This is a genomic window from Longimicrobium sp., assembly GCA_036389795.1.
Classification (GTDB): Bacteria; Gemmatimonadota; Gemmatimonadetes; order Longimicrobiales; family Longimicrobiaceae; genus Longimicrobium.
Genome location: DASVWD010000159.1, coordinates 1 through 24,291 on the forward strand (window position 1 = coordinate 1; position 24,291 = coordinate 24,291).

Sequence of the window (24,291 nt, forward strand, 5' to 3'; positions counted from 1 at the left end):
CTGAAAAGGTCTCACACAGAGGGCACAGAGAACACAGAGGAACAGCGGAGAGATTGAAGTTCTCTCCGTGTCCTCCGTGTCCTCTGTGTGATGCCAATCTGTTTCTCGCGAACCAGAACAATGCTCGGAAACGTGGTATCATGCCGCCTTCCGGCTTCGCTGTGCATCGGGAAGCTGTCATTCCGAGTGGAGCCCGATGCGCCGAGCTCGTGTTCGCCGCCGAAGTCGGCCGGGCTCCCGGGGAATCCACCCGCGGCCGGCAGGAGGCCGGACCGATGCACGGAGCCAGCGTCCGGGCGGGGTGAGTGGATTCCTCGGGCGCCGCCCAGCTCAGGTGTGAAAGCCGGATCGGTGCCGCGGCGCCGCTCGGAATGACACGGTTCGCAAGAGGACCGGATCGCACACCGATTCCTGGAATCCGGTATCACTCCAGCACGAGGAAGGCGTCGATCTCGTGGAGGGGGACTTCCAGGCGGTCGCCGGTGCCGGGGTGGCGGGCGGTGAGGACCTCGGCGCCGAAGTCGGTGCGCAGCCGCTCGGGGAGGATCACCAGCTCGCCGCCGCGGCGGTGGAGCTGGATGCGGCTGCGCTCCGCGATCGCCCGCTCCAGCCGGTCGTAGTCGCCCGGCGTCCAATTCACGGGATGCGCACCGTGTCCGCCCGCGGCACGGGCGGCTCCTGGGGCTCGTCGTCCGCCGGCTCCTCGGCCGGCTCCGGCGCGGGGGGCGGTGGGGGAAGAGGGGGAGGAGGAGGCGGCGGAGCCGGGCGCGCCGGACCGGGCACGTCCGCGGGCGCAGGCGTGGACGCGGCCACCCGCGCGCCGCCGCGCCCCGGCCGGATCCCCTCGGGGCGCACCGAGAGGTAGTAGTCCTTGATGAACAGCGAGTCGATGCGGGCGAAGTTGCTGTCCGGCAGGTCGCCGAACTTCACCCCCGGCTTGGGGCGCGGCACGGCGAAGCGCAGCGTGTCCATCCACACGTCGAACTCGGTGCGCGAGAGCTTCGACAGGTAGCCGTTCACGTCCACGCCGCACCCCAGGCAGAACGAGCCGAGCGCCCCCTGCGCCGGCTCGGGCTCGAAGCGCACCAGGATGCGCCGCCCGTCGGGGGCGCGCACGTACACGGCGCCCCGCCGCACGATGCTCTCCGCCACGCCGCTCAGGTGCACCAGGCGGCCCAGCTCGCGGTCCTTCAGCTCCCTCACCTCCACGAACGGCTCCACCACCACCGGGAGCACGGGCGCGCGGTCGGCGCCGAAGGTGGAAGACGCGCCGACGTTGGCGATGCGCGTGCGCGTGGTGGCGTCGCCGAACAGGTACGCCGTGAGCAGGGCCAGCAGGCTGAGCCCCACCAGGACGGCGGTCCAGAGCCAGATGCGGGTGTTGCGCCCGCGTACGAGCCGGATGTCCATTCAACCGCTTCAGGGAACGGGGGACAGGGTACAGGGGACAGCCAGAAAACCAGCTCGGCTTCTCGCGGAGGGGACCGGGCAAGCCGCGCGCCGCGCAGGCTGTCCCCCGTCCCCCATCCCCTGTACCCTGCCGCTGGGTGCAAGCGGCGTTCCCCGCTCGCTTTCCGCCGGGACACGGCTTGCCCGGCGGCGCTCCCGCCGGTTATCATGGTGCGCCGCGCCAGCGAGGGCGCGGACCCAGCTTACCCATCCACCGGAGGAAGTTCCGTGCCCCGTACTCCCCCGGGAGAGACGCCGCGCGGGCGGGGAGCGCCGAAGCCGCCGCGGCGGTCGTCGCTCACCCCCTTCTACGTGATCCTCGGCCTGGTGCTGCTGGCCGGCATCGGCTTCCTGGCCATGCAGATGCGGCCCAAGCGCGGCGCCGCCGCCACCCAGCCCGTGGCGGTCACGCTCACCCCCGAGCAGCTCCAGCGCGTCCCCGGCGTCTCCATCGGCCGCGCCGACGCGCCGATCACCATCTTCGAGTTCGCCGACTTCCAGTGCCCGCACTGCGGCGAGTGGGCGCAGTTCATCGAGCCGCTGATCAAGGAGAACCTGGTGGCGACGGGGAAGGCGCGGTACGTGTTCTACGACTTCCCCCTGGGCGGCGCCTTCGTGTACGGCTTCCTGGCCGCGCGCGCGGGGCGCTGCGCCAACGAGCAGGGGAAGTTCTGGGAGTACCACGACATCCTCTTCGCCAACCAGCAGGAGTGGAGCTACGTCCAGGGCCCCGACGCCGCCCTGGAGAAGTTCCTGGGCTACGCGGAGCGGATCGGCGGGCTGAACGCGGGCCAGTTCGAGCAGTGCCTGCGCTCCGACAAGTACCAGAAGGAGGTCTCCGAGAGCCGCCAGCTGGGCGAGTCGCTGGGGGTGCAGGGGACGCCGTCGGTCTACGTGAACGGGCAGAAGCTGCAGCAGCTCCCCGAGCGCTACAGCCAGTTCGAGGCCGAGGTGCGCCGCATCGCGCCCGGGGCCTTCGCGGGGACGCCCGCGCCCGCCCCGGCCGCCACCGGCGCGGCGGGCGGCGGCGTGAGCGGCACCTCGGCGGCCCCGGCGCCCGCGCCCACGCCGCCGTGAGCGCGGCGCAGGACGTGGCGGCCGGGGCGCGCGCCCCGGCGCGCGAGGAGGAAGAGGCGGCCCCGGCGCCGCCGGTGAGCCGCATGGCCATCGCCGTGCTGGCGCTGGTGGGGCTCTTCGTGGCCGGCTACCTGTCGCTGTACAAGCTGGGCGTCATCGGCGAGATCACCTGCCAGATCGGCTCGTGCGACCGGGTGCAGGCCTCTCCCTGGGCGGTGTTCCTGGGCGTCCCCGTCCCCTACCTGGGGCTGGCCGGCTACGTCGGCATCCTGACGGTGTCGCTCCTGGGGATCCAGCCGCGCTTCGCGGGGGAGCGCTGGGTGGCGCTGGCGCTGTTCGGGATGGCCGCGGTGGGGGTGGCGTTCTCGGCGTACCTGACGTGGCTGGAGGCGTTCCGCATCCACGCCTGGTGCCAGTGGTGCGTGGTGTCGGCCATCCTGATGACCCTGATCTTCCTGCTCTCCATTCCCGGGCTCAGGCGGGCCCGGTGAGCGAGCCCTTCGGAGGAGCGATGCCGGAGAACGACGGCCGGACGGTGCCGGTGCGCCTGGTGTTCGCCGACCAGGGGACGTTCCACGCCGAGACGGTGCACGTGCCGCTGGCGGTGCTGGACCAGTACGACCGCCTGGTGGACCTGCTGCGCGAGGAGGAGAGCGTCACCCGGCAGATGTACGTCGACATGGACCGCCTGGTCTCGGCCTACGTGGTGAACGACGGCGAGTAGCGCGGCCCGTCTTTCGCGACGGAGGAGAGGGCCCTTCCCGAGGCGCGGGAGGGCCCTCCAGTCTTTCACGATCATCCCGCGTCGCAGAGGATCGTCCACGTGGAGGTCCCTGAAAAGCCTCACACAGAGGACACGGAGGACACAGAGAAGTTCGAATCCGTTTCCGCTGTTCCTCTGTGTTCTCTGTGTCCTCTGTGTGAGCCCGGCAGTTCGCCCGAGCCAGAGATGCACCGAAGTCCGCTGGCGTGGCAGGAACGACGGGTCAACCTCTGGGGAGGGGAGCATGGCGAAGCGGGACGGGAAGCCGAAGGGCGCGGCGCTGGTCACGGGGGCGTCGGGCGGGATCGGCGAGGAGCTGGCGAAGCTGTTCGCGGCCGACGGGCACGACCTGGTGCTGGTGTCGCGCGGCCGGGAGCGGCTGGAGCGCGTGGGCCAGGCGCTCGAGCAGGCGCACGGCGTGGCGTACACGGTGGTCACCGCGGACCTGGCGGACCCGGCGGCGCCGGAGCACGTCTTCCAGGCGGTGCGCGCGGCCGGGATCGAGGTGGAGGCGCTGGTGAACAACGCCGGCTTCGGCCTCTCCGGCCCGTTCGTGGAGACGGACGGCGAGGCGCCGACGGACCTCGGGCGCGAGCTGGAGATGATCCGGGTGAACGTGGCGGCGCCCACCCACCTGGCCAAGCTCTTCCTCCCGGCGATGGTGGAGCGCGGGCGCGGGCGGGTGCTGAACGTGGCCTCGACGGCGGCGTTCCAGCCCGGGCCCACCATGGCCGTCTACTACGCCACCAAGGCGTACCTGCTCTCGTTCTCCGAGGCGCTCTCGGTGGAGCTGCGCGGCACGGGGGTGACGGTGACGGCGCTCTGCCCCGGGCCCACGCTCACGGGGTTCCAGGAGGTGGCCGACGTGGGCGCCTCGCGGCTCTTCCACACCCCGTTCGTGATGAGCGCGGCCGAGGTGGCGCGCGTGGGCTACCGGGCCATGCGGCGCGGGAAGCCGATGGTGGTGGCGGGGCCGATGAACAAGCTGCTGGCGCAGGGCACGCGCCTGGTGCCGCGCACGATGGCGGCGCGGCTGGCGAAGATGGCGCAGGCGCGCATGTAGGCGCCGCTTGAGCCGGCCGCGCCGCGCGGTTAGCTTTGGCGCTCCCCAACTTCGATCCCTGGAGAACACATTCCATGAAGAAGATTCTCGGCGCGGCGGCGCTCGGCGTGGTCCTCTGCGCCCCGGCGGCGCGGGCTCAGGCGTCACACGTCGGCCACGGCGACCACGGCGCTCCGGCGCACGTGCTGCACGGCTCGCTCATGCACCGGCAGGAGCTCGGCCTCTCGGCGGACCAGGCCGCGCGCCTCGCGGCGATCCAGGAGGAGCTGAAGGCGGCGCACCGGGCGCACTGCGGGCAGCTCCGCGGCGTCTCGGCCGACGCCGGGCGGCGCCAGGCGATGCACGCGGAGATGCGGACCGCGATGCACCGCGCGCACGAGCAGGCCACCGCGGCGCTCACCGCGGAGCAGCGCGCCCGCCTCGACGCCCTGCACGCCGCCCACCACGGCGCCGGCGCCCGGCACGCGGCGATGCAGCACGGTGACGCCCACGCCGAGCACGCGCAGCACCACGCATCGGCGCACGGCGGCCAGGCGCACTCCGGTCACGCGCAGCACGCCGGGCACGGCGAGCAGTGCAAGGGCGACGACTGCTGCGGCGGCGCCGGCTGCTGCGGGGACGGCACCTGCGACGAGGCGGCGTGCAAGGAGTGCTGCGAGGTCTGCTGCGAGGGCATGGAGCATCGCGGCGGGCACGAGGGGCACGCGGCGGGGCACTCGCACCGCTGAGCCGGCAGCTTCCTGGCAGATCGTGACGAAGCCCGCTCCCCGGTCGGGGGCGGGCTTCGTCGCTGGTGGTGCCGAGTCGCGAGTGCCTGAAGACACTCGCTGGACCACGGAAAGCCTCGCAAACTGCGCGAGGCTTCAACAGCGAACAGCGACGGCGCAGTCCGCGCCCGATCGTCCGAATCACCCTTCTCCACCAGGGGCTCCAATGGCCGAATCCGCCGACCGCGACATCGTGAAGACGTACTCCCGCGCGCAGTTCGTGGCGAAGCTGCGGCGCCTGGCCGACTCCATCGAATCGGCCAGGCCGTTCACCATCCAGGTCGCCGGCGAGAAGCTCCGCATCCCGGCGAGCGCGCGGTTCAACATCGAGCACGAGCGCTCCGGCGGCGAGCACGAGCTCGAGTTCCAGCTGCTCTGGGCGGACGGCGCCGAGTAGCCCGGCGGCCGGGGAGAACGACGAGGGGCGAGCCGCGATGGCCCGCCCCTCGTCGTTTCCGCTGCTGTCCCTGTTCCCTGCGGTTAGAAGACGCTCACGCTCAGGTACTTCTTGGGGTTCGCGCGGATGTCTTCGGTGAGCTGGGCCAGGTTGGTCACCGCGGAGTTCAGGTTGTTGTAGAGCTGCTCGTCGCGCGAGAGCTTGCCCAGCGTCCCCTCGCCGCGGTCGATGCGGCCCACCACGTTCGCCAGCGCCGTGCTGGCGCTGTTGAGCGACGCGGTGGCCGCGTCCAGCCGCAGCGTCAGGCTGTCGGTGCGGGCGATGGCGCGCGCCAGCTCGGGCCGGGTGGCCGCCCCCTCGATCCCCGCGGCCGAGCGGCGCAGGCTGCCGGAGAGGCTCCCCAGCTCGCGGCGCTGCTCCGTGGCCAGCGCGGCCAGCTCGGCCAGCACCGCCTGCAGCTCCTGCGCGCTGGTGTTCACCGCGCCGATCGTCTGGTGCGAAAGGAGGAGTTGCGCGCGGGCCAGCACCGTGTCGGCCTTCACGCCCAGCCCCTCGGCCGTGGCGCCCAGCCCGCCGGCCTCGCCGCCGCTGCGCAGCACGTCGCCGCTCTGGGCCATCCGCCGCGAGGTGCCGGGGACGATCTCGGCCACCTTCTCGGCCAAGAGCCCCTTCTCGGCGATGCGCACCCGCGAGTCGGCGGGGAAGGGATACTGCCCCTCCAGCTCCAGGCGCATCTCCACCCGGCCGCCGTCGGTGAGCTGCAGGTCGGCGATGCGGCCGATGTTGACGCCGTGCAGCTGCACCGCGTCGCGCTTGCGGATGCCGCCCGCGTCGTCCACCACCGTGGTGACGTAGTAGCGGCCCCGGAAGAGCCCCGGGTCGGTGAGGATGAACAGCGCCGCCAGCACCGCCAGGAGGCCGGCCAGCACGAAGATCCCGACCTGCACCTCGCGGCGGGGGGTCCGGGACGGAGTCACAAGCTGCATCTCCTGCTGGGAGATTCGGTTGCGCGGGGCCGCCGAAGGGGCCCCGCCGTCGGCGCGCTGGATCATGCGGTCTCCAGGAGCTCGGAGTCGGGAACGTCGCGCTCCAGGAAGGCGCGGACCAGCGTGTCGTCGCTGGCGCGGAACTCCTCGGGCGTGCCGACGAAGCGGATCCGCCCGTGGTCGAGGAGCGCCACCCGGTCCGAGATCGGCAGCGCGCCCTCGATGTCGTGGGTCACGATGATGGAGGTGATCCCCAGCTCGCCGGCCAGCTGCGCGATCAGGCGGTGCACCACCGCGCCGTTCACCGGGTCCAGCCCCGTGACCGGCTCGTCGTAGAGCAGGATCTCGGGGCGGCCCACGATGGCGCGCGCGATCCCCACGCGCTTGCGCATGCCGCCGGAAAGCTCCGAGGGAAGTTTCCCGAGCACCTTGCCCGCGTCAAGGTTCACGTGATGCAGCGCCTCGGCCACCTGGGCCAGCACCTGGCGCTCGCCCATCTCGCGCTGCTCCTCGTCGGAGAGCCCCTGCGCCACGTTCTCGAACACCGTCATCGAGTCGAAGAGCGCCGCGTTCTGGAACACGTACCCCACCAGCCGGCGGCAGCGGACGAGCGCCCGGCGCCCGCCGCGGAAGACGGACTCGCCGTTCACGATCACGTCGCCGCGGTCGGGCGTGATGAGCCCGATCGTGGTCTTGAGCAGCACGCTCTTCCCCGTGCCCGAGTGGCCCACCACGGAGATCGTCTCGCCGCGCCCCACGGTGAGGTCCACCCCCGCCAGCACCGGGTGGTCGAACGCCTTCCAGAGATCGCGGTACTCGACCATCGGGTCGCCCACCGCGGGTGTCACCGTCATCGTCCCCCTCGCCTTCCCGTCTTCCACGTCGTTCGAAATCGATATGGGATCCAACCGTCACGACTGCTCGAACTACAACTTCAACTGCAACTGCCGGGTTCGGGCGTGTCCCTCCGCTGCGCTCCGGGCCGGGCTGCGCGCGCCGTAGGGCACGGTACGACTGTGCCCAACGGCGCCGGGCCTCCTCCGCGCCAAACCCCCGGCGCTCCGGAGTCCCGGCCCTCCGGGCGCGCATCCCTCACGCAACTGCCGTCCCGCCCCACCCCGTCGAGTCCACCCTCTCCCGGAGTTGGGAGAGGGTTGCCGCTCCAAGGCGGCGGGTGAGCGCCCCCCGCGCGGCACCGACACCCGCCCAGCACTTCGCACTTCGCACCCCGCACTTCGCACTTCAGTTCAGCAGCAGCGGCGGGAAGAGCGCGTCCAGCACCAGCACCGACAGCGTCATCAGCACCACGGCGCTGGTGGTGGACCTGCCCACGCCCTCGGCGCCGCCGCGGGTGGAGAGGCCCATGTGGCTGGCCACCAGGGGGATCACGAAGCCGAACGCCGTGCCCTTGGCCAGCGAGTAGAACATGTCCCAGTTGTGCCAGAAGAGCCCGGCGCCGTACTTGAACGCCGGGATCCCCAGCCCCACCGTGGCCTGCGCCGAGACCATCCCCGCCACGATCCCGGCGATGTTGCACATGGCCACCAGCGTGGGCACCACGATGATCCCGGCGATCAGGCGCGGGGCGACGAGCGTGCGCACGGGGTCGCGCCCCAGCGAGTGGAGCGCGTCGATCTGCTCGGAGACCACCATGGTCCCCAGCTCCGCCGTGATGCGGGCGCCCACCCGGCCGATCAGCACGATGGCCGTCATCACCGGGCCCAGCTCCAGGATGATGCTGGAGGCCACCACGCTGCCCAGGATGTAGAGCGGCACCCCGCCGGTGAACTGGTAGCCGCCCTGCTGCGAGGTCACGATCCCGCCCAGGATCCCCGTCACCAGCACGATGGGGATGGAGCCCACCCCCATCCAGTACATCTGCGCCGCCACGTCGCGCAGCGCGATGCGGCCGGTGAACAGGTACACCAGGCTGCGCCACACCAGCGTGGCCATCCCGCCGGTGTGGGCCAGGAAGTTCTCCCACCCCCGCCCCAGCCCCGCCAGCGGCCCGCTCAGGAAGAACTCCCGCCGCGGCCCCGCCTCGCGCGGCCGCTCCAGCGGCGGCAATTCTCCCGTGCGCGTCGACATCGCTCGTCCGAGATCCGGATGAAAAAGCCCGGACCCGGTCACCTGGACCGGACCCGGCGCGCGGCCTCACCCGCCGCGCGCTCGATACCCCGCATTCTCCGTCCGGTTCGCCCCTGGAAACGTACGGCGGGCGTGGCAAAACGGATCTGGCGCAAAGAACGAAAACCCGAAAACCATCACTCCCAGCCGCCCCTCGACCGGCGGGGGATCAGCGCGGCGTCGGCATCCGCTCGACTCGCCACCCACCCGACTCGTCGAGTAGATCCCTCGGGTCGCTACCGCGCCCCTCGGGATGACATCCGTTCCTCCCGGCGAGCAGGGTCCGATGCAGAGGCGAGCCGGGCGAGGCATGCCTCGCCCCTACTCATCCCCACTTTCGCACTTTCGCACTTTCGCACTCACGCACTTCAGTCCCCCGACTCCAGCGCCGGCTCCATCGCCGCGGCCGGGACCCGGCGGGGCTCGCCGTGCGAGGTGGGCTCGGCCGCCGGGCGCCTGCGGCGGCGGAAGAGGCCCATCCCCCACTCGCGGAAGTCGGAGAGGATCTCGTACACCGTGGGGATCACCAGCAGGGTCAGCAGCGTGCTGGTGATCACCCCGCCGATCACCGCCACCCCCATCGGGGCGCGGAACTGCGACCCCTCGCCGCGCCCGAGCGCCACGGGGATCATCCCCGCGATCAGCGCGAAGGTGGTCATCAGGATCGGCCTGAGCCGGATGGCGCCCGCCTCGATCAGCGCCTCGCGCAGCGGCGTGCCCGCCTCGTGCGCCCACTTGGCGAAGTCGATCAGCAGGATGGCGTTCTTCGCCACGATCCCCATGAGCAGGATGATCCCGATCATGCTCATGATGTTCAGCGTGTTCCCCGTGAGCCACAGCCCCAGCACCACGCCGATCAGCGACAACGGCAGCGACAGCATGATCGCCAGCGGGTCCAGGAAGGAGTGGAACTGGACCACCAGGATCAGATACATCAGCATCACCGCCACCCCCAGCGCGAAGAAGATGCGCCCGAACACCTCGGCGGTGTCCTCGCTCTCGCCGCCCTGGGTGATGCGGTAGCCGTCGGGGACGCGGATGTTCTCCAGCCGCGCGCCGATCCCCGCCAGCACGTCGGAGAGCGGCGCCCCCGAGGTGTTGGCCTGCACGTTGATCACCCGGTCGCGGTCCAGGTGGTCGATCTGCGCCGGGCCGAAGTTGCGCCGCACCTCGGCCACCTGCCCCAGCGGGAGGGTGACCGGCCCCTGCGGCCCCTGCAGCACGATCGGCAGCCCCTCCAGGTCGGCGGTGCGGGTGCGCGCCTCGGGGGCCAGCCGCACGGTGACGTCGCGCGTCTCGCCCGAGGGGTCCACCCAGTCGCCCGCGTCGATCCCCGCGAACGCCGGACGGACGGACTGCGCCACCTGCGCGGCGGTCACCCCCAGGCTCCCGGCCAGGCCGCGCCGGAGCACCACCTCCACCTCGGGCTTCTGCCCCTTGGTGGAGAGGTCCACGTCGGCCGCGCCGGGAACCTGCTTCACCGCCGCCAGCACCTGCTCGGCCAGCTGGTTGAGCACGCGCACGTCGGGGCCGCGCACCTCGATCTGGATCTGCTTCTGGTTGTTGAACGCGTTGGTGGTGAGGCTCACCGTGGCCCCGGCGATGCGCCCGGCCTGCCGGCGCAGCTCCTCGCCGATGGTGTACTGGTCCTGCTCGCGCGTGTTCTTGGGCGTGAGCCGCGCGTAGACCAGGGCGTTGTCCACCGTGCCGCTCCCCGTGCCCCCGGCGCCCACCGTGGTGTAGGTGTACTCCACCTCGGGGCGGGCCCTGGCCAGCCGGGCCACCTCCTCGGCCTTCAGCCGGGTGTACTCCAGGTTCGACCCCGCCGGCGTCTGCACGGTGATGTACAGCTCCGAGCGGTCGTCCTTGGGGAAGAACTCGAAGCCCAGCTTCTTGAACGGCGGCACCATGAAGCCCGCCATCATCATCAGCGGCACGCCGACCACCAGCAGGAGCGCCGTCAGCGCCTTGCGGTCCGTCACCGCCAGCAGGAACGCCAGCCCCAGCGCGATCGCCATCACCACCCCGAAGCCGGTGAGCCCGGTGGCGGGGATGGCGACGGCCCCGAAGAACGCGCCGACGGCGATCACGAACATCGACGCCCGGTGGTCGAGCGCCCAGGCGATCACCTTCTTGTAGTCCTCGGCCCGCCGCGCGAACCAGGCGTTGAAGCGGTCCAGCTTCCTCGTGATCCACGCCTTCTGGTGCTCCTCCTTGTGCGGGTCGGCCCAGTACGCCGACAGCATCGGGTCCAGCGAGAAGGAGACGAAGAGGGAGACCAGCACCGAGCAGGCGATGGTGAGCGCGAACGGCGCGAACCACTGCTCGGCGAGGCCGCCCATGAAGGCGATGGGGACGAAGACGCAGACGATGGAGAAGGTGGTGGCCGCCACCGCCAGGCCGATCTCGTCGGTCCCCTCCATCGACGCCGTGTAGTGGTCCTTCCCCATCTCCACGTGCCGCACGATGTTCTCGCGCACCACGATGGCGTCGTCGATCAGGATGCCGATGGCGAGCGAGAGGCCGAGCAGGCTCATGGTGTTGAGCGTGAAGCCGAACGCCCACACCGCCACGAAGGCGGCCAGCACGGAGACCGGCAGCGCCAGGCCGGTGATCACCGTGCTTCTCCACGAGTTCAGGAAGAGGAACACCACCAGCACGGTGAGGATGGCGCCCAGGAAGAGCGCCTCCTCCACGCTCAGCACCGAGCGGGTCACCCGCTCGCCAGCGTCCTGCACCACGTCCATGCGCACGCCCGCGGGGAGCGTCTCCTGGAGCTCCTTCACCCGCGCGATCACGCGCTCGCTGACGTCGGTGGTGCTGTAGCCCTGGCTCTTGATGATGTCGATCCCCACCGCCGGGCTGCCGTTGTAGAGCGCGGCCGAGCGGGGCTCCTCGGTCCCGTCCTTCACCGTTGCCACTTCCCCGAGCCGGATGAGCCGCCCGCCCCGCTCGGCCACCACCAGCTGCGCGAACTCGGCGGGGGACTGCATGCGGCCGCGCAGGCGAATGGTGCGCTCGTCGAGCTGGCCGTTCAGCCGCCCCACGGGGACCGCCAGGTTCTGCTGCTGCAGCGCCCCCACCACCTGCCCGATCCCCACCCCCGCCGCCTGCAGCGCGTCGGGGCGCACCTCGACGGTGAGCTCGCGCTCCACCTTGCCGCGCACCACCACCTCGGCCACGCCCTGGAGCCCCTTGAGCTCGCGGGTGACGCCGGGGTCGGCGATGCGCGTCAGCTCCGGCGAGCTGAGCGTGGGCGACGACAGGGCGAGCGAGACGATCGGCAGGTCGTTGGGGTCCCAGCGCGACAGGATCGGCTCCTCCATCTCCTGCGGCAGGTCGCCGCGGATCTGCGAGATGGCGTCGCGGATGTCCTGGGTGGCCTGCTGCACGTCCTTCTCGAAGACGAACTGCACCAGGACGTTGCCGAAGCCGTCGTAGCTCGACGAGGTCATCTCGTCGACGCCGCTGATCCCGGAGATCGCCTCCTCTACGGGATCGATCACCTCGCGCTCGACGATGTCGGGGCTGGCCCCGGGATACGGAATCGCCACGAACACGAAGGGCGGGTTGATCTCGGGGTACTCGTCGGTGTCCAGGTTGAACAGCGCGAAGAGCCCGAAGACGACCAGCGCCAGCATCGAGACGACGGTGACGACCGGCCGCCTGATGGCGAAGTCGGAAATGAACATGGCGCCTCCTCCCTCAGCGCTGCCCGGCGGACGCGGCCGCGGGCGCCGCGGCGCCCACGCGGACCGGCGTCCCCGGCGTGGTCCCCAGCGCCGCGCCCACCAGGAGCGTGTCGCCGGCCGTGATCCCCCCCAGCACCTCCACCCGCTCGCTCTCCGGGTCGCGGGAGCCCAGCTGCACCGGCACCCGCTCGGCCCGGCCGCCCTTGAGCCGCAGCACGGAGGGCTGCACCCCCCGCTCGTCCACCGCGTTGGCGGGGACCAGGATCGCCTGGCGGGCCTCGGCCTCCACGCGCCCCTCGGCGAAGAGGCCGGAGACCAGCGTCCCCTCCTGGTTGGGGACCTGCACGTAGACCGGCACCTGCCCCGTGGACGGGTCGGCCGAGGGGTTGATGCGCTCGACGGTGCCGGTGAAGGCGCGCCCGGGGTAGCCGCTCACGGTGAAGCGCACGGCCGCGCCGGGCTTCACCGCCCCCAGCTGGGCGGCGGGGACGCTGGCCTCCAGCCGCATGCTCCCGGGGTCGACGATGGTGAAGAGGGCGGCGCCCGGCGCCACCACGTCGCCCGCGCTCACCGGGCGCTCTCCCACCACGCCGCCGAGCGGGGCGCGCACGCTGGTGTTGCCCAGCTGCTGGCGGGCGCTGGCCAGGCGGGCCCGCGCGTCGGCCAGCTGGCCGCGGGCGTTGGTCACGTTCCAGCGCGCGGTCTCCAGGTCGCGCTCGGCCACGGCGCCGGCGCGGGCCAGGCTCTCGGTGCGCTCGGCGTTCCTCTGCGCCACCGTCACCGACTGCTCGGCGGTGCGCACGGCCGACTGGGCGGAGAGCACCGCGTCGCGCAGCGCCGCCGCCTCGATGCGGGCCAGCGGCTGCCCGGCGCGCACGGCCTGCCCCTTGTCGGCGTACACCTCCAGCACGGTGCCGCCCACCTCGGCGCGCACCTGGGCCTCGCGCTCGGCGCGCAGCGTCCCCGAGAGCGCGGGGCCGGTGCGCAGCTCCTCGACCTGCACCACCAGGACGTTCTCGGGCCCCACCACCACCGCCTCGGGGGCCTTCGCCTCGGCGGCGTCGCCCTCCTTGCCGCACCCGGCCAGGGCCAGGGCGGCGGCCAGTACGAACGCGGCCGCGCCGCGCACCGGAATCGTCTTCGTATCGCTCATGGCACCCCTGCCGACGTTAGGGCGGTGGCCGTCTGGTCCGCGGGCGTGGTCCGCGGCTGCTGTCTGAGCTGCTGCTGTTGCTGCGGCTGCTGGAGCTGCTGCGCCCCGGCCGGCGCCGAGCCCGCGGCCTGCCCGACGTTGAGCGGCAGGTCGGGCAGCAGCGCCAGGCGGGCCTGCGCGATGCGGAGATCGCGCGCGGCCTGCGCCCGGTTGGCCTCGGCCTGCTGCAGCAGGATGCGCGAGTCGGTGAGCTCGGTCTGGGTGGAGATCCCCTCGCGGAAGCGGATCTCGGCGATCTGGTACGCGCGGGTGGCCTGCTCCACGGTGCCGGCGCTCGCCTCCCAGGCGGCGCGGGCGGCGGCCAGCCGCTCGAGCGCGGTGCGGGTGTCGAGCTGGGCCAGGCTCACCGTCTGCGCCAGGCGGGCCTGGGCCTCCAGCACGTTGGCCTCGGCCACCAGCTGGTCGCCGCGCAGGCGCCCGCCGGTGAAGAGGGGCACCGAGAGCTGGGCGCCCACGTTCCAGTTGCTGCGGAAGTCGTCCCACGCGGGGAGCGCCCCCTGCGGGTACCCCACCCGCCCGTACTGCGAGAAGAGGCTCACCGTGGGGAGCCGCTGGCTCCTGGCCACCCGGAGCAGCCCCTCCTGCACGCGCACCGCCTCCTGCGCCTGCTTGACGGGGGCGCGGCTCATCGTGGTGGTGTCGCCCAGGAGCCGCTGGTTGGAGGAGAAGCGCGCCACGGGGACGGCCTCGGCGTCGTTCAGCTCGGTGGTGAGCCGCAGCGGCTCGTCGGGCGAGAGGTTCAGCAGGAGCTTGAGCCGCGTGTACGCCAGGTCGCGCTCGCTGGTGCGCTGGATGAGCACCGGCCGCTGGTTGTCGCGGGTGACGGTGGCGCGCAGCAGCTCGAACTCGGGCTGGTTCCCCACCTGCCGGGCCAGGCGCGTCTGCTCCAGCGTGGTCTCGGCCTGGCGGAGCGTGGCCCGGGCGATCTCCACCAGCCGGTCGGCCAGCGCGGCGTCGTAGTACGCCTGGGTGACGTCGAGCACCAGCTGGGCGCGGGTGGAGGCCAGGGCGATCTCGGCGTTGCGGCGCCCGGCGTCGGCCACCTGGTTCTGCCCGGTGATGCGCCCGCCGGTGAAGAGGTTCTGGTTGAGGTTCAGCCCCAGCCGCCAGGTGTTCTCGCGCCCGAAGGGGAGGTCGCCGAAGGCGGCGAAGGGGTTGGAGTTCACCGCGCAGTCCACCGCGTGCTCGAGCGAGTCGACCCGCTCGGCCAGGGGGAGCGACGGGTCGGGGGTGAAGGTGCCGCAGTTCTGCGGCCCGGTGGTGGTGGTGGTATCGGACCCGCCGCCGCCGATCCCCTCGAACTCCGAGGCGAGGGCGCGGGTGTAACTGGCGGTGCCGGTGAGCTGCGGGAGCCGCTCGCTGCGGGCGCGCAGCTGCTCGCCGCGCGCGCGGGTGATGCCGGCGCGGGAGATGACGATCTGGTCGCTGGCGTCCTCGGCGATGCGGAGCGCCTCCTCGAGCGAGAGGGGGCGCCCGGCGGCCGCGGACGCCGGCTGTCCCGGTACGGCCTGCGCGGCGAGCGGCGCGCAGAGCAGCGCCGCCAGCAGCGCGGCGGCCCCGGACAGGCGCGGCGCGGTTCGGGTGCGCATATTCTTCAGGGCTGAAGCGTTCACGTCACGACTGCGTTCACACGGTCACGAAAGTCCCCGAGGACGGCGCGCGGTCGCCCCGGGTTTCAGCGCTCCGGCGCGCCTCACGCGGCGTCGGAAGTGGCCCGGGCGGCGGCGTGCCGCAGCCCGTACCAGTTGTCCAGCAGCTTGTCGCACTCGGTGATGAGCAGCTCGTGGAAGCGCTCGGCCTCCTCCAGCCGCCGGTGGCCGTCGGCGCACTGGGGCGGCAGGGCCGCGCGGGTGTCGGCGAAGACGTTCACCATCTCGCGCCAGCGCGACTGGGCCACGCGCAGCATCTTGGCCCAGGGGTCGCTCTCGACCTTGTAGAAGTCGCGGCGGTCGCCGAGCGAGCTGGCGCGCTGGATCATCCCGAGCTGCTCCAGCATCCGGCAGTTGGTGCTCACCGACGCCTTGCTGGCCTGGAGCTTCTCGGCCAGCTCGTCGAGCGAGAAGGCCCGCCCGCCCACGAGCAGGAGGCCGAAGATGCGCCCGGCGCTGCGGGCCATCCCCTCCTTCTCGCAGATGAGCCCCATCCGCTCCACGAACTGCAGGACCGAATCCTCCATCGTTCTCACCTTTGGAGTCGGGAATCCCCCCTCATGAATCAGCGGCGGAATGCTAATCGGTTCAGATCGTTCAGTCAATACTGAACGATGAGAAACATCTGAGTGATTCAAAAGTTTCTAACACAACTCTTTCGGCGGGAAGGAGATGCGGATCTTCGCACGTGGGAAATCCCGAGCTGCTGAGCCAGATTCAGAGGTCGGAGAGGGGGCGGGAGGAGGGGGCGGGAGGGGGAAGGTGGGGCAGCGATGACCCAGCAGAATGAACCGGGTTCAGTACGATAGGGCCTCCGCGTACCAGCCAGATCTCGTGCCGCGCGGGGGGCCCTCACCCGCCGCCTTAGAGCGGCAACCCTCTCCCAGGTCTGGGAGAGGGTGGACTTACGATTCTGCGAGAGCCCCGTAGGGTCGAGGCCTGCCTCGACCGGCGGATGCCGGTGCGTGCGCGGGAGGCGGGCGATGCGTCGGGCAGCCTCCGCACGGACTCGCGGGCTCGCCCCTTGAAACCCCAGGCGATGTGCGCGACGAAACCCCGCGTGAGGGATGCGCGCCCGCCAGGGCCGGGACGCCGCCGCCACAGGGGTATCGTGGCGGCGGTGGCCCGGCGCCGTTGGGCAGCGTCGTTTGCTGCCCTACGGCGCGCGCAGCCCGGCCCGGAGCGCAGCGGAGGGACACGCCCAGACCGCAGTGCGAAGTGCCCGGTGCGAAGTGCGAGCGCTCCACGAGACAGGTGGGCGGCGCCGGGTGGCCGTGATCTTGCCCAACCTTTGCGGTGACAATAAGCTACGCTGTCCGCCACCTCCCCGTCCAACCCGAGAACCGAGGCGAACGCCCCCATCGTGAGCCCCTCGGCCCAGGCCCCCGCCCGGGAGCACGACGCCCGCTTCGGCGCCACGCGCGACGGCGTGTGCGTGCTGTCGCCGGACTGGCGCATCCGCTACATGAACGCCTCCATGCTGGAGATCCTGCGCCTGATCGGGCGCGAGGAGGGGATCCAGACGCTCTGGGACGCGCTCCCCGGCTGGGAGCGCACCCCCGCGGCCGACCGGCTGCGCGAGGCCATGGAGAGCGACCGCCCGCAGCGCTTCCGCGTGGACGGCGAGCGCGGCGCGGGGCGCGTCTGGGAGGTGGAGGCGGAGCCGCTGGAGACGGGCGAGCTGCGCGTGCGGCTGCGCAACGTGACGGCCGAGGCGCGCGCCCAGCAGGCCGAGGAGCGCTTCCGCGAGGCCACCGTCTCGCTCGCCGAGCGCGAGGAGCGGCTGGAGGGGATCGTGGCCGGCGCGCCCGTGGGGATCGTGCTGCTGGACGCCGACACCTTCACCGTGCGCGAGGCGAACGAGTTCTACCACCAGTTCCTGGAGGGCGAGTGGCGGCGTCCGGGGGCGATCGTGGGGCACGCCACGCCCGAGTTCATCCCCGACTGGCACGCCGCGGGGCTGCAGGAGACCTTCGAGCGGGTGCGCGACAGCGGCCAGGCGTTCGAGATCTCGGAGTTCGAGTTCCACGGCTTCGCGCGCGGCACCACCTACTTCCGCTTCACCCTGCAGCCGATCCCCGCCGGCCCCCGGCCGCGCTACCTGCTGCTGATGGTGGTGGAGATCACCGAGCAGGTGCTGGCCCGCCGCCGGGCCGAGGCGGAGCGCCGGGCGCTCTACGACGTGCTGGCCACGCTCCCCGTGGGCGTGCTGGTGGCCGAGGCGCCCTCGGGGCGCACCACCTACCTGAACCCCGCGGGCGCGGCGCTCGGCGGCCGCTCGGCAGACGAGCTCACGGCGGCCGAGGTGGGCGAGTACACGGCGCGCTGGCGGATCTGCCGCCCCACCGGCGAGCCGTACCCGCCCGGCGAGCTGCCGATCGCCCGGGCGCTGCGGGGCGAGACCACGCGCGACGCCGAGATGGTGCTGCGCCTCCCCGACGGCGCGGAGCGCACGGTGCTGGTGAGCGGGGTGCCGCTCCTGGACGCCGAGGGGCGGGTGGACCGCGGGATGGTGGTGTTCTACGACCTCACCGACCGCCTGCGGCTGGAGCGCGCGCTGCTGGAGCGCAGCCGCGAGCTGGAGGCGGCCGCGGCCGAGGCGGCGCTGCGCGCGGAGGAGAGCCGGGCGCTGCGCGAGATCGGCCGGGCGCTGGTGTCGGAGCTGGAGCCCGACCGGGTGCTGCAGATGGCGGCCGGCTACGCGCGCGAGCTGCTGGGGGCGCGGGGGAGCTCGGTGTGCCTGCTGCTCCCCGGCGGCCAGGAGTTCCGGGTGAGCCCGGCGCTGGGGACGCTGGGCCAGCTGGACGGGACGGTCTTCCCCTACCCCGGCTCGGTGATGGAGCAGGTGGTGGCCGACGACGAGCCGATCCTCTACAACGCGGTCGACGAGGTGCGCCCCACCAGCCCCGTGCTCCCCCTGGTGCGGCGCCTGCGCCTCCGGAACCTGCTCTTCGTCCCCCTGCGCGCCTTCGGGCGCACGCTGGGGGTGCTGAACGCGGTGGACCGCGAGGAGCCCTTCGGCCCCGAGCAGGTGCGGCTGCTCTCCGCGCTGGCCGACTCGGTGGCGCTGGCCATCCACAACGCGGGGGCGTTCGCGGCCGAGCGGCGCCGCGCCGAGGAGAACCGCGCGCTCCTGGCCGCGGCCGAGGCGCTCACCTCCACGCTCGACGCCGACGAGGTGACGCGCCGCATCGCCACCATCGCCTGCGACCTGACGCGGGCGGACGGGGCGGGGCTCACGCTCCTCTCCGGCGAGCGCGGCGAGCGCTCCCAGATGATGGCGGCGGTGGGGATGCTGGAGCCGATGGCGGGCGCCGAGAGCCCCAGCGCGGGCTCGCTCACCGAGCTGGTGACGCGCGGGGGCCGCCCCCTCCTCCTCTCCCTCTCGGAGCTGGACGACGCGGTCACCTCCAGGGGAGCGCTGACCGCGCTCGGGGCCGAGCACGGGGCGGTGGTGCCGGTGCGCGCCGGCGACGACGTGGTGGGGCTCCTGGGCGTGGTGCGCACGGCCGACACCGGCCCGTTCTCGGACGACGACCTGCGCGTGCTCTCTCTCCTGGCCGACCAGGCGGCGCTGGCGGTGAGGAACGCGCGGCTCTACGAGTCGGCGCGCTCGGCGAGCCGCGCCAAGAGCGAGTTCCTGGCCATGATGAGCCACGAGCTGCGCACGCCGCTGAACGCGCTGGAGGGGTACGCGAGCCTGCTGGAGGAGGGGATCTACGGCCCGGTGAACGAGGCGCAGATGCGCGCGCTGGACCGCATGCGCGTCTCGCGCCGGCACCTGATGGCGCTGATCGACAAGGTGCTGGACCTGGCGCGGGTGGAGGCCGGCACCCGCCGCCCGGAGCTGGAGGTGGTGGAGGTGGACGCGCTGGTGGAGCAGGTGGCCGAGGCCATGCGCGGCGCGGCGGAGGCCAAGGGCCTGGCGCTGGAGATGGAGGCGGGTGGCGCCGGGCGGCTGCGCACCGACGCCGGCCTGGTGCGGCAGATCCTCACCAACCTGCTGGGCAACTCCATCAAGTTCACCGAGGCCGGCGCCGTGCGGGTGCGCACCCGCCGCGAAGGCGAGACGGTGACGGTGGAGGTGGAGGACACCGGTCCGGGGATCGCGCCCCAGCACCAGGACCGCGTCTTCGAGGCGTTCTTCCAGGTCGACCCCTCCACCACGCGCAAGGAGGGCGGCACCGGCCTGGGCCTGGCCCTCTCGCGCGACTTCGCCCGGCTCCTGGGCGGCGAGATCACGCTGCGCAGCACCCCCGGCGAGGGGTCGACGTTCGCGCTGCAGCTGCCGGTGGGGGAAAGTGCGTGAGCGCGAACACGCTCGGCGGGGTTGCGCAGATGTCGTTCGATACCAGGTTGCCGAGCATAGTTCTGGTTCCAAACAGATTGGAATCACACAGAGAACACAGAGGGAACTGAAGACGCGATTGAAGTTCTCTGTGTCCTCCGTGTCCTCTGTGAGAGGCTTTTCAGAAGCTGTACCTGAACGATGCTCCGCAAGGTGGTATGATTCCAAATCTTTGGGGTCTCTCTCGAAAAACCAGGAACGCAGTCGGCGCCTGGCCGACCAGGGTCAGGCGCAATCCGCCGCCACGGTCTCGAGCTGGAAGCACCCGTCGGGACAGGCGGTGTCCTGCGAGCAGCCGTACGTGCAGTCGAAGTTGGCGTCGGTCGGCTCGCACGGGCCCAGGAACGACGGCGGCGCCGGCTCGATCTGGTGCGCCCTGAGGGTGCCGCGCCCCCGCGGAGCGTCCGGGGTGGTCTCGAACGAGATGATCTCCAGGTCTTCCAGCTTCAGCTTCTTCATGGCTCCGCGCGGTACCGAAGTGCCTTCGCTTGCCCGCGTTCGCAAGGCATTGTCCCAAAGTTAAACGTTTGTTCAGAGAGAGACAACCCGGCCAGGCCCCGGGGCAGCTCCTTTCCGAGCCTCGGGAGAGGGGCGAAGACACGCCATCCGTGGAAGCTCGGCGACCCCGCGCACCCCATCCCGACAGGTTCGGCCCACGGTCACAAAGGTTTGCTTGACACGGATCGGGGGCTTGCAAATAATTGCACGAAATGATGATCACGCCCTCTTCATGGAAAGGACTCACGGGCATGAGAGACCCATGGTATTGCGACGAGGACGCGGTGTTTCCCGACCGCGCGGATTGGATGAGCGCACTCCCCGACGATCTGCCACTCCACAGGATGTCCATCCCCGGCACCCACCAGACCTGTGCTCGGCGCCTGGGAGCGGCCTTCGTGTGCCAGGCGCTGAGCCTGGCGAGCCAGCTCAGGGCCGGAATCCGCTTCCTCGACATCCGGTGCCGCCACTACAAGACCGGGATGCCGATCCACCACGCGGCCAACTATCAGGGCTACTGGTTCGACAAGAAGTTCCAGTTCGAAGACATGGCGGACCCCTGCGTGCTCGACGACTGCATCGCCTTCCTCAGGGCCCATCCGAGGGAATGCATCATCATGTCCATCCGGATGGAACTGCCCTGGTACAGGGAAGACGCGGCGGACGCGGCGGCCAACGGGGGCGAGTGGTTCAGCGACTGCGTCTGCAAGTCCATCGAGCATACCCGGGACTTCTGGTTCGACCCCGCCACCCTCGGCGCGCCCGAGCGTCCGCCGCCGCTCCTGGGCATGGTCCGCGGCAAGATCGTCCTCGTCAGGGGCTTCCTGGACAACTTCAGGGCGACGTGGCCGGACGAGGTCAGGACCCGCGCGAGAGGCTGGCAGAGGGACGGCGCCGTGCTCCACGAACAGGATGAATACAGGGTCTATTCCTGGTCGCTGGGAGCCAAGTTCAACTGGATCGCGAAGACCTCCGACCGCGCCCGCGGCCTGAATCTGTGGTACAGCAACTTCACCAGCGGCTCCGAGGGGCTCGCGCCCTCGGACGTGGCAAAGGCCATCAACCCGAGGGTGGCCGGCTACCTCGACCTGTGCCGCCCGACGTCCGGCCCCGACGGCGTGGGAATGCTGGCCATGGATTTCCCCGGCGACGGATTGATCCAGAAGGTCGTCGCCCTCAACTCCGCGCCGCAGCCGCCCGTGCGGACGACGCTCTGGCTCGCCGACGAGTTCGGCGGCATCTCCCGCCCCGCGGGCGAGGACAATCACGTCTCCATTCTCCCGGGACGCTCGCTGGGCGGGCTGGAGGTGAAGTACCAGGACGGCTACGGCCTCGTCAACCTGCGCCTCTTCGACTCCACCGGGAGGGTCTTCGTGCCGATCCGGCAGTGGTCGGACGGGCGCTACGGGGGTGGATGGATGTGCCCGGACTTCGACGGCGACGCCCCCGTCCGCGTGAACGGGCCCATCAACGGCATCCAGTTCGCCAAGCATGAGAAGTGGGGGATCGTGAACGCGCGCGTCCACCTGAGAGGCAAGCCCGAGGAGGCCTGGGAGCCGTGGCTCACCCGCGCGGAAACGGACGCGACGGCGGAGTGCGTCTCCGAGCCCCGGGTGCTCAACGGCGCTCAGACGGTGTTCTGGCTCAACACCTGGAGAGAGGGCGGGAAGGGCATCGTCGACGGCCGGATCGCCTACGCCTGACGACAGGGAGAGGCCCTGCTCCCGAGTCCCGCCCAGCCGGCTCGTGCGGATTCGCCCCTCCCCGGGTCTCGGGAGAGGGGCGAAGTCACGTCGTCCCTTCGCGCTCCCGATCCTGCCCTACTCGTCCTGCGACAGGATGACGGCCGTGTACGGGCCGATGCTCACGCTGCCGCTGGCGGGCATGCCGTGCATCGCGGGCCCGTCGGCGGCGACGTGCCAGCTGGGGTGGTCGCCGTAGTCGGCGCCGTAGCCGCTCCAGTCGCTGTTCAGCCGCACCTTCCACTCGCCGCCGCGCGGGAAGCCGATCACGTAGCTGTCGTACGCGCGGTTGGCGAAGTTCAGCAGCACCACCACGTCGTCGCGCGGGCCGCCGCCCTCCCAGCGGTGGAAGGCGAGCACCTTGTCGGCGTCGTTCACGTGGTGCACGTGCACGTGCGGGCCGCTTAAGCCCCGCGTGGTGTCGAACCAGTTGCGGCGCAGCCGGACCAGGTCGCCGTACAGCAGGTGCACGCCGCCGAAGGCGTCGAGCCTGGTCCAGTCGATCGGGTCGCCGTCCTCGAACCAGCGGTCCTCCAGGATCTCCTGCCCCTGGAAGAGCATGGGGATCCCCGGCGAGGTGAACACCAGCGCCGCCCCCAGCGTGGAGCGCTTGCGCGAGAACCAGCTCCCCGCCTCTCCCGGCCAGATCTCCTCCGGCACCCGCGCGTGCCCGTTGGCTACCTCGTCATGGCTCTCCGTGTAGATCACGCGCTTACAGGGGTCGCCCTCGTAGCGGTGCTCCACGGCGCGGCGCAGCTCCTCCATGCTGCGCCCCTCGTCGTGCATGGCGACCACCGCGCGGCGCACCGGGTGCACGAACTCGCCGTCCCACTGCGTGTCGAACCCGGCGCCGCCGGCCTCCGCGTCGCGCACGATCCAGCCGTTGTTCCGGAGGTCCTCGGCCACGTGCAGCTTCCAGGGCTGGCGGAAGTCGGTCTCGCGGTTGATGCGCTGCATCAGGCCCCACCCGTCGCCCAGGTCGTGCGACGGGTCGCCGTCGTTGCCGAAGACGTTGCGGATGTACGCCGTGGCGTCCCAGCGCAGCCCGTCGAAGCGGAACTCCTCCAGCCACATCAGCGCGTTGTCGCGGATGAACTGCCGCACCTCCTCGCGCCCGTAGTCGGGGCGCGTGTCGCCCCACGGCGTGCTCGAGCGATGGTCGTTGTAGAAGTAGATCCCGCCCTTGCCGTTCTCGCTCCACCCGTCGAACTGCCAGAGGTCCAGGTCGCTGGGGCCGAAGTGGTTGTAGACCACGTCGAAGATCACCGCGATGCCGTGCTCGTGCGCCGCCTTCACCAGCCGCTTCAGGTCGGCCGGGCCGCCGAAGGCGCTCTCGATGGCGAAGATGTGCGCCGGGTTGTACCCCCACGAGAAGTCGGCCGCGAACTCCACCGAGGGCATCAGCTCGATGCAGTTGACGCCCAGCTCGCGCAGGTACGGCAGGCGCGCGATGACGCTGGCGAAGCTCCCCGGGTGGTCCCCGGGCTGGTCGTTGAAGGTGCCCACGTGCAGCTCGTAGACGACCAGCTCGTTCCAGGGCGGCATCCGGTAGCCCGACTCGTCGCCCCAGTCGAAGGCGGGGTCCACCACGATGGCGTTGCCCACCGAGCTGGTGACGTCGCGCGCGTACGGGTCGATCCTGCCGAGGGTCTGCCCGCCGCCGCGGATGGCGAAGCGGTACTCGTCGCCCGCCTTCGCGCCGGGGAGGTCCGCCGACCAGTAGCCGTTCCCCTCGTGGGCCAGCGGGTGCGCGTCGGCGTTCCAGTCGTTGAAGGTGCCCACGACCGAGACCGCTTCGGCGTGCGGCGCCCAGACGCGGAAGGAGACGCCCTCGCCGTGCAGCACCGCCCCCATCCCCGCGTGCGGCGACGGCTGCGGCGCCTCCGCGGATGGCGACGGCTGCGGCGAGGATTCCTCCGCCGCGCCGCCGTCCGGTGCCTCCGCGTGCGGCGCCTCGTCCGCTCCGGCCGCCTCGGGCGTGGCCTCCTGGTCCGCGTCCGCGCCGGAGTCGGATTCCGCGGAGCTTTCCGCCGCCGGCTCGGGCGCAGGCTCGGCGGCGGGCTCGCGTGCGCGCGCGGCCGGCTCGCCCAGCACCTCCGCGGCGGACGGCTCCTGGGGGACGTCGGGCCCCGCGGCCACCGCGTCGGGGTCGACGGAGGACGCGATCAGGGAGTCGATGATCGGGTCGACGCGCGCGGGGTTGAGCGCGCTCGCGGAAATCACTTCAGGCGCGGGCGGCGGGTCTTCGGGCGGCTGCCACGGCTCGGGCTCCTCCCACGGCTCGGGCTCGCGCGGATCGTCGGGTCCGAAGCGGCGCATGGGGCCTCCTGGCGGTGGGGATGGAGATCGGGTTCGCCGGGCGCGGCACGGCGGCGCACCGGCCGGGTGCGGACGCGGAAAGACGGCTTCAGGGGGGCAAGTTCCACGCCCGGTGGCGGGGCAGGTGACGGGCTGCGGAACGGCGGACCCAGGTGGGGAGACGACTCCCCACTTCGAGCCGACCGACGCATGGTTCACTCC

At 71.9% G+C, this 24,291-nt stretch carries 19 protein-coding genes; 8 read left to right on the forward strand and 11 right to left on the reverse strand.

Going from position 1 to position 24,291, the window contains the following annotated elements; translation table 11 throughout:
* Positions 1 to 424: 424 nt before the first annotated feature.
* Both VF746_21485 and VF746_21490 read right to left on the reverse strand, forming a co-directional pair.
* On the reverse strand, positions 425 to 640 hold the full coding sequence (locus tag VF746_21485) for a hypothetical protein (GenBank protein HEX8694998.1): 216 nt from the start codon (positions 638 to 640) through the stop codon (positions 425 to 427).
* The gene (locus VF746_21490; protein ID HEX8694999.1) at positions 637 to 1,410 is read right to left on the reverse strand and encodes a hypothetical protein; all 774 of its coding nucleotides are present in this window, start codon (positions 1,408 to 1,410) and stop codon (positions 637 to 639) included. The genes VF746_21485 and VF746_21490 overlap by 4 nt, the downstream gene beginning before the upstream one ends.
* 267 nt (positions 1,411 to 1,677) lie before the next feature.
* Between VF746_21490 and VF746_21495 the strand changes: the two genes are divergently transcribed.
* The 6 genes from VF746_21495 to VF746_21520 all read left to right on the forward strand — a co-directional run bounded on the left by VF746_21495 (position 1,678) and on the right by VF746_21520 (position 5,516).
* Complete coding sequence (locus VF746_21495) at positions 1,678 to 2,526, forward strand: thioredoxin domain-containing protein (GenBank protein HEX8695000.1); 849 nt, start codon at positions 1,678 to 1,680, stop codon at positions 2,524 to 2,526.
* A complete protein-coding gene (locus VF746_21500; GenBank protein HEX8695001.1) occupies positions 2,523 to 3,017 on the forward strand; it encodes a vitamin K epoxide reductase family protein in 495 nt (164 codons plus the stop codon). Before VF746_21495 ends, VF746_21500 begins: the two co-directional genes overlap by 4 nt.
* A 20-nt stretch (positions 3,018 to 3,037) precedes the next feature.
* Positions 3,038 to 3,250 (forward strand): hypothetical protein, encoded by a 213-nt coding sequence (locus tag VF746_21505; GenBank protein ID HEX8695002.1) that lies wholly within the window; start codon positions 3,038 to 3,040, stop codon positions 3,248 to 3,250.
* Positions 3,251 to 3,533: 283 nt separating this feature from the next.
* Positions 3,534 to 4,352, forward strand: coding sequence for an SDR family oxidoreductase (locus VF746_21510; protein HEX8695003.1), 819 nt, complete (start codon positions 3,534 to 3,536; stop codon positions 4,350 to 4,352).
* A 74-nt stretch (positions 4,353 to 4,426) separates the two neighbouring features.
* Positions 4,427 to 5,080, forward strand: coding sequence for a Spy/CpxP family protein refolding chaperone (locus VF746_21515; GenBank protein ID HEX8695004.1), 654 nt, complete (start codon positions 4,427 to 4,429; stop codon positions 5,078 to 5,080).
* Positions 5,081 to 5,285: 205 nt separating this feature from the next.
* Positions 5,286 to 5,516, forward strand: a complete 231-nt coding sequence (locus VF746_21520; protein HEX8695005.1) for an amphi-Trp domain-containing protein — start codon at positions 5,286 to 5,288, stop codon at positions 5,514 to 5,516.
* Positions 5,517 to 5,599: 83 nt separating this feature from the next.
* On the opposite strand, the gene VF746_21525 is transcribed toward VF746_21520, so the two are convergent.
* The 7 genes from VF746_21525 to VF746_21555 form a co-directional block, all read right to left on the reverse strand.
* Positions 5,600 to 6,493 (reverse strand): MlaD family protein, encoded by an 894-nt coding sequence (locus tag VF746_21525; GenBank protein HEX8695006.1) that lies wholly within the window; start codon positions 6,491 to 6,493, stop codon positions 5,600 to 5,602.
* 71 nt (positions 6,494 to 6,564) lie between these two features.
* Positions 6,565 to 7,356, reverse strand: a complete 792-nt coding sequence (locus VF746_21530; protein ID HEX8695007.1) for an ATP-binding cassette domain-containing protein — start codon at positions 7,354 to 7,356, stop codon at positions 6,565 to 6,567.
* Between the two features lie 388 nt (positions 7,357 to 7,744).
* On the reverse strand, positions 7,745 to 8,590 hold the full coding sequence (locus VF746_21535) for an ABC transporter permease (protein ID HEX8695008.1): 846 nt from the start codon (positions 8,588 to 8,590) through the stop codon (positions 7,745 to 7,747).
* 407 nt (positions 8,591 to 8,997) lie between these two features.
* A complete protein-coding gene (locus VF746_21540) occupies positions 8,998 to 12,321 on the reverse strand; it encodes an efflux RND transporter permease subunit (GenBank protein ID HEX8695009.1) in 3,324 nt (1,107 codons plus the stop codon).
* A 13-nt stretch (positions 12,322 to 12,334) separates the two neighbouring features.
* On the reverse strand, positions 12,335 to 13,474 hold the full coding sequence (locus tag VF746_21545) for an efflux RND transporter periplasmic adaptor subunit (GenBank protein HEX8695010.1): 1,140 nt from the start codon (positions 13,472 to 13,474) through the stop codon (positions 12,335 to 12,337).
* A complete protein-coding gene (locus VF746_21550; GenBank protein HEX8695011.1) occupies positions 13,471 to 15,123 on the reverse strand; it encodes a TolC family protein in 1,653 nt (550 codons plus the stop codon). The genes VF746_21545 and VF746_21550 overlap by 4 nt, the downstream gene beginning before the upstream one ends.
* A 104-nt stretch (positions 15,124 to 15,227) precedes the next feature.
* Positions 15,228 to 15,710 (reverse strand): MarR family transcriptional regulator, encoded by a 483-nt coding sequence (locus VF746_21555; protein HEX8695012.1) that lies wholly within the window; start codon positions 15,708 to 15,710, stop codon positions 15,228 to 15,230.
* A gap of 836 nt (positions 15,711 to 16,546) precedes the next feature.
* On the opposite strand from VF746_21555, the gene VF746_21560 reads away from it, so the two are divergent.
* A complete protein-coding gene (locus VF746_21560) occupies positions 16,547 to 19,492 on the forward strand; it encodes an ATP-binding protein (GenBank protein ID HEX8695013.1) in 2,946 nt (981 codons plus the stop codon).
* Between the two features lie 264 nt (positions 19,493 to 19,756).
* On the opposite strand, the gene VF746_21565 is transcribed toward VF746_21560, so the two are convergent.
* Positions 19,757 to 19,990, reverse strand: coding sequence for a hypothetical protein (locus VF746_21565; GenBank protein HEX8695014.1), 234 nt, complete (start codon positions 19,988 to 19,990; stop codon positions 19,757 to 19,759).
* 437 nt (positions 19,991 to 20,427) lie between these two features.
* Between VF746_21565 and VF746_21570 the strand changes: the two genes are divergently transcribed.
* Positions 20,428 to 21,732, forward strand: a complete 1,305-nt coding sequence (locus VF746_21570; GenBank protein ID HEX8695015.1) for a hypothetical protein — start codon at positions 20,428 to 20,430, stop codon at positions 21,730 to 21,732.
* A gap of 117 nt (positions 21,733 to 21,849) precedes the next feature.
* Here VF746_21570 and VF746_21575 read toward each other — a convergent pair whose 3' ends face one another.
* A complete protein-coding gene (locus tag VF746_21575; GenBank protein HEX8695016.1) occupies positions 21,850 to 24,090 on the reverse strand; it encodes an alpha-amylase family glycosyl hydrolase in 2,241 nt (746 codons plus the stop codon).
* Positions 24,091 to 24,291: the final 201 nt, after the last annotated feature.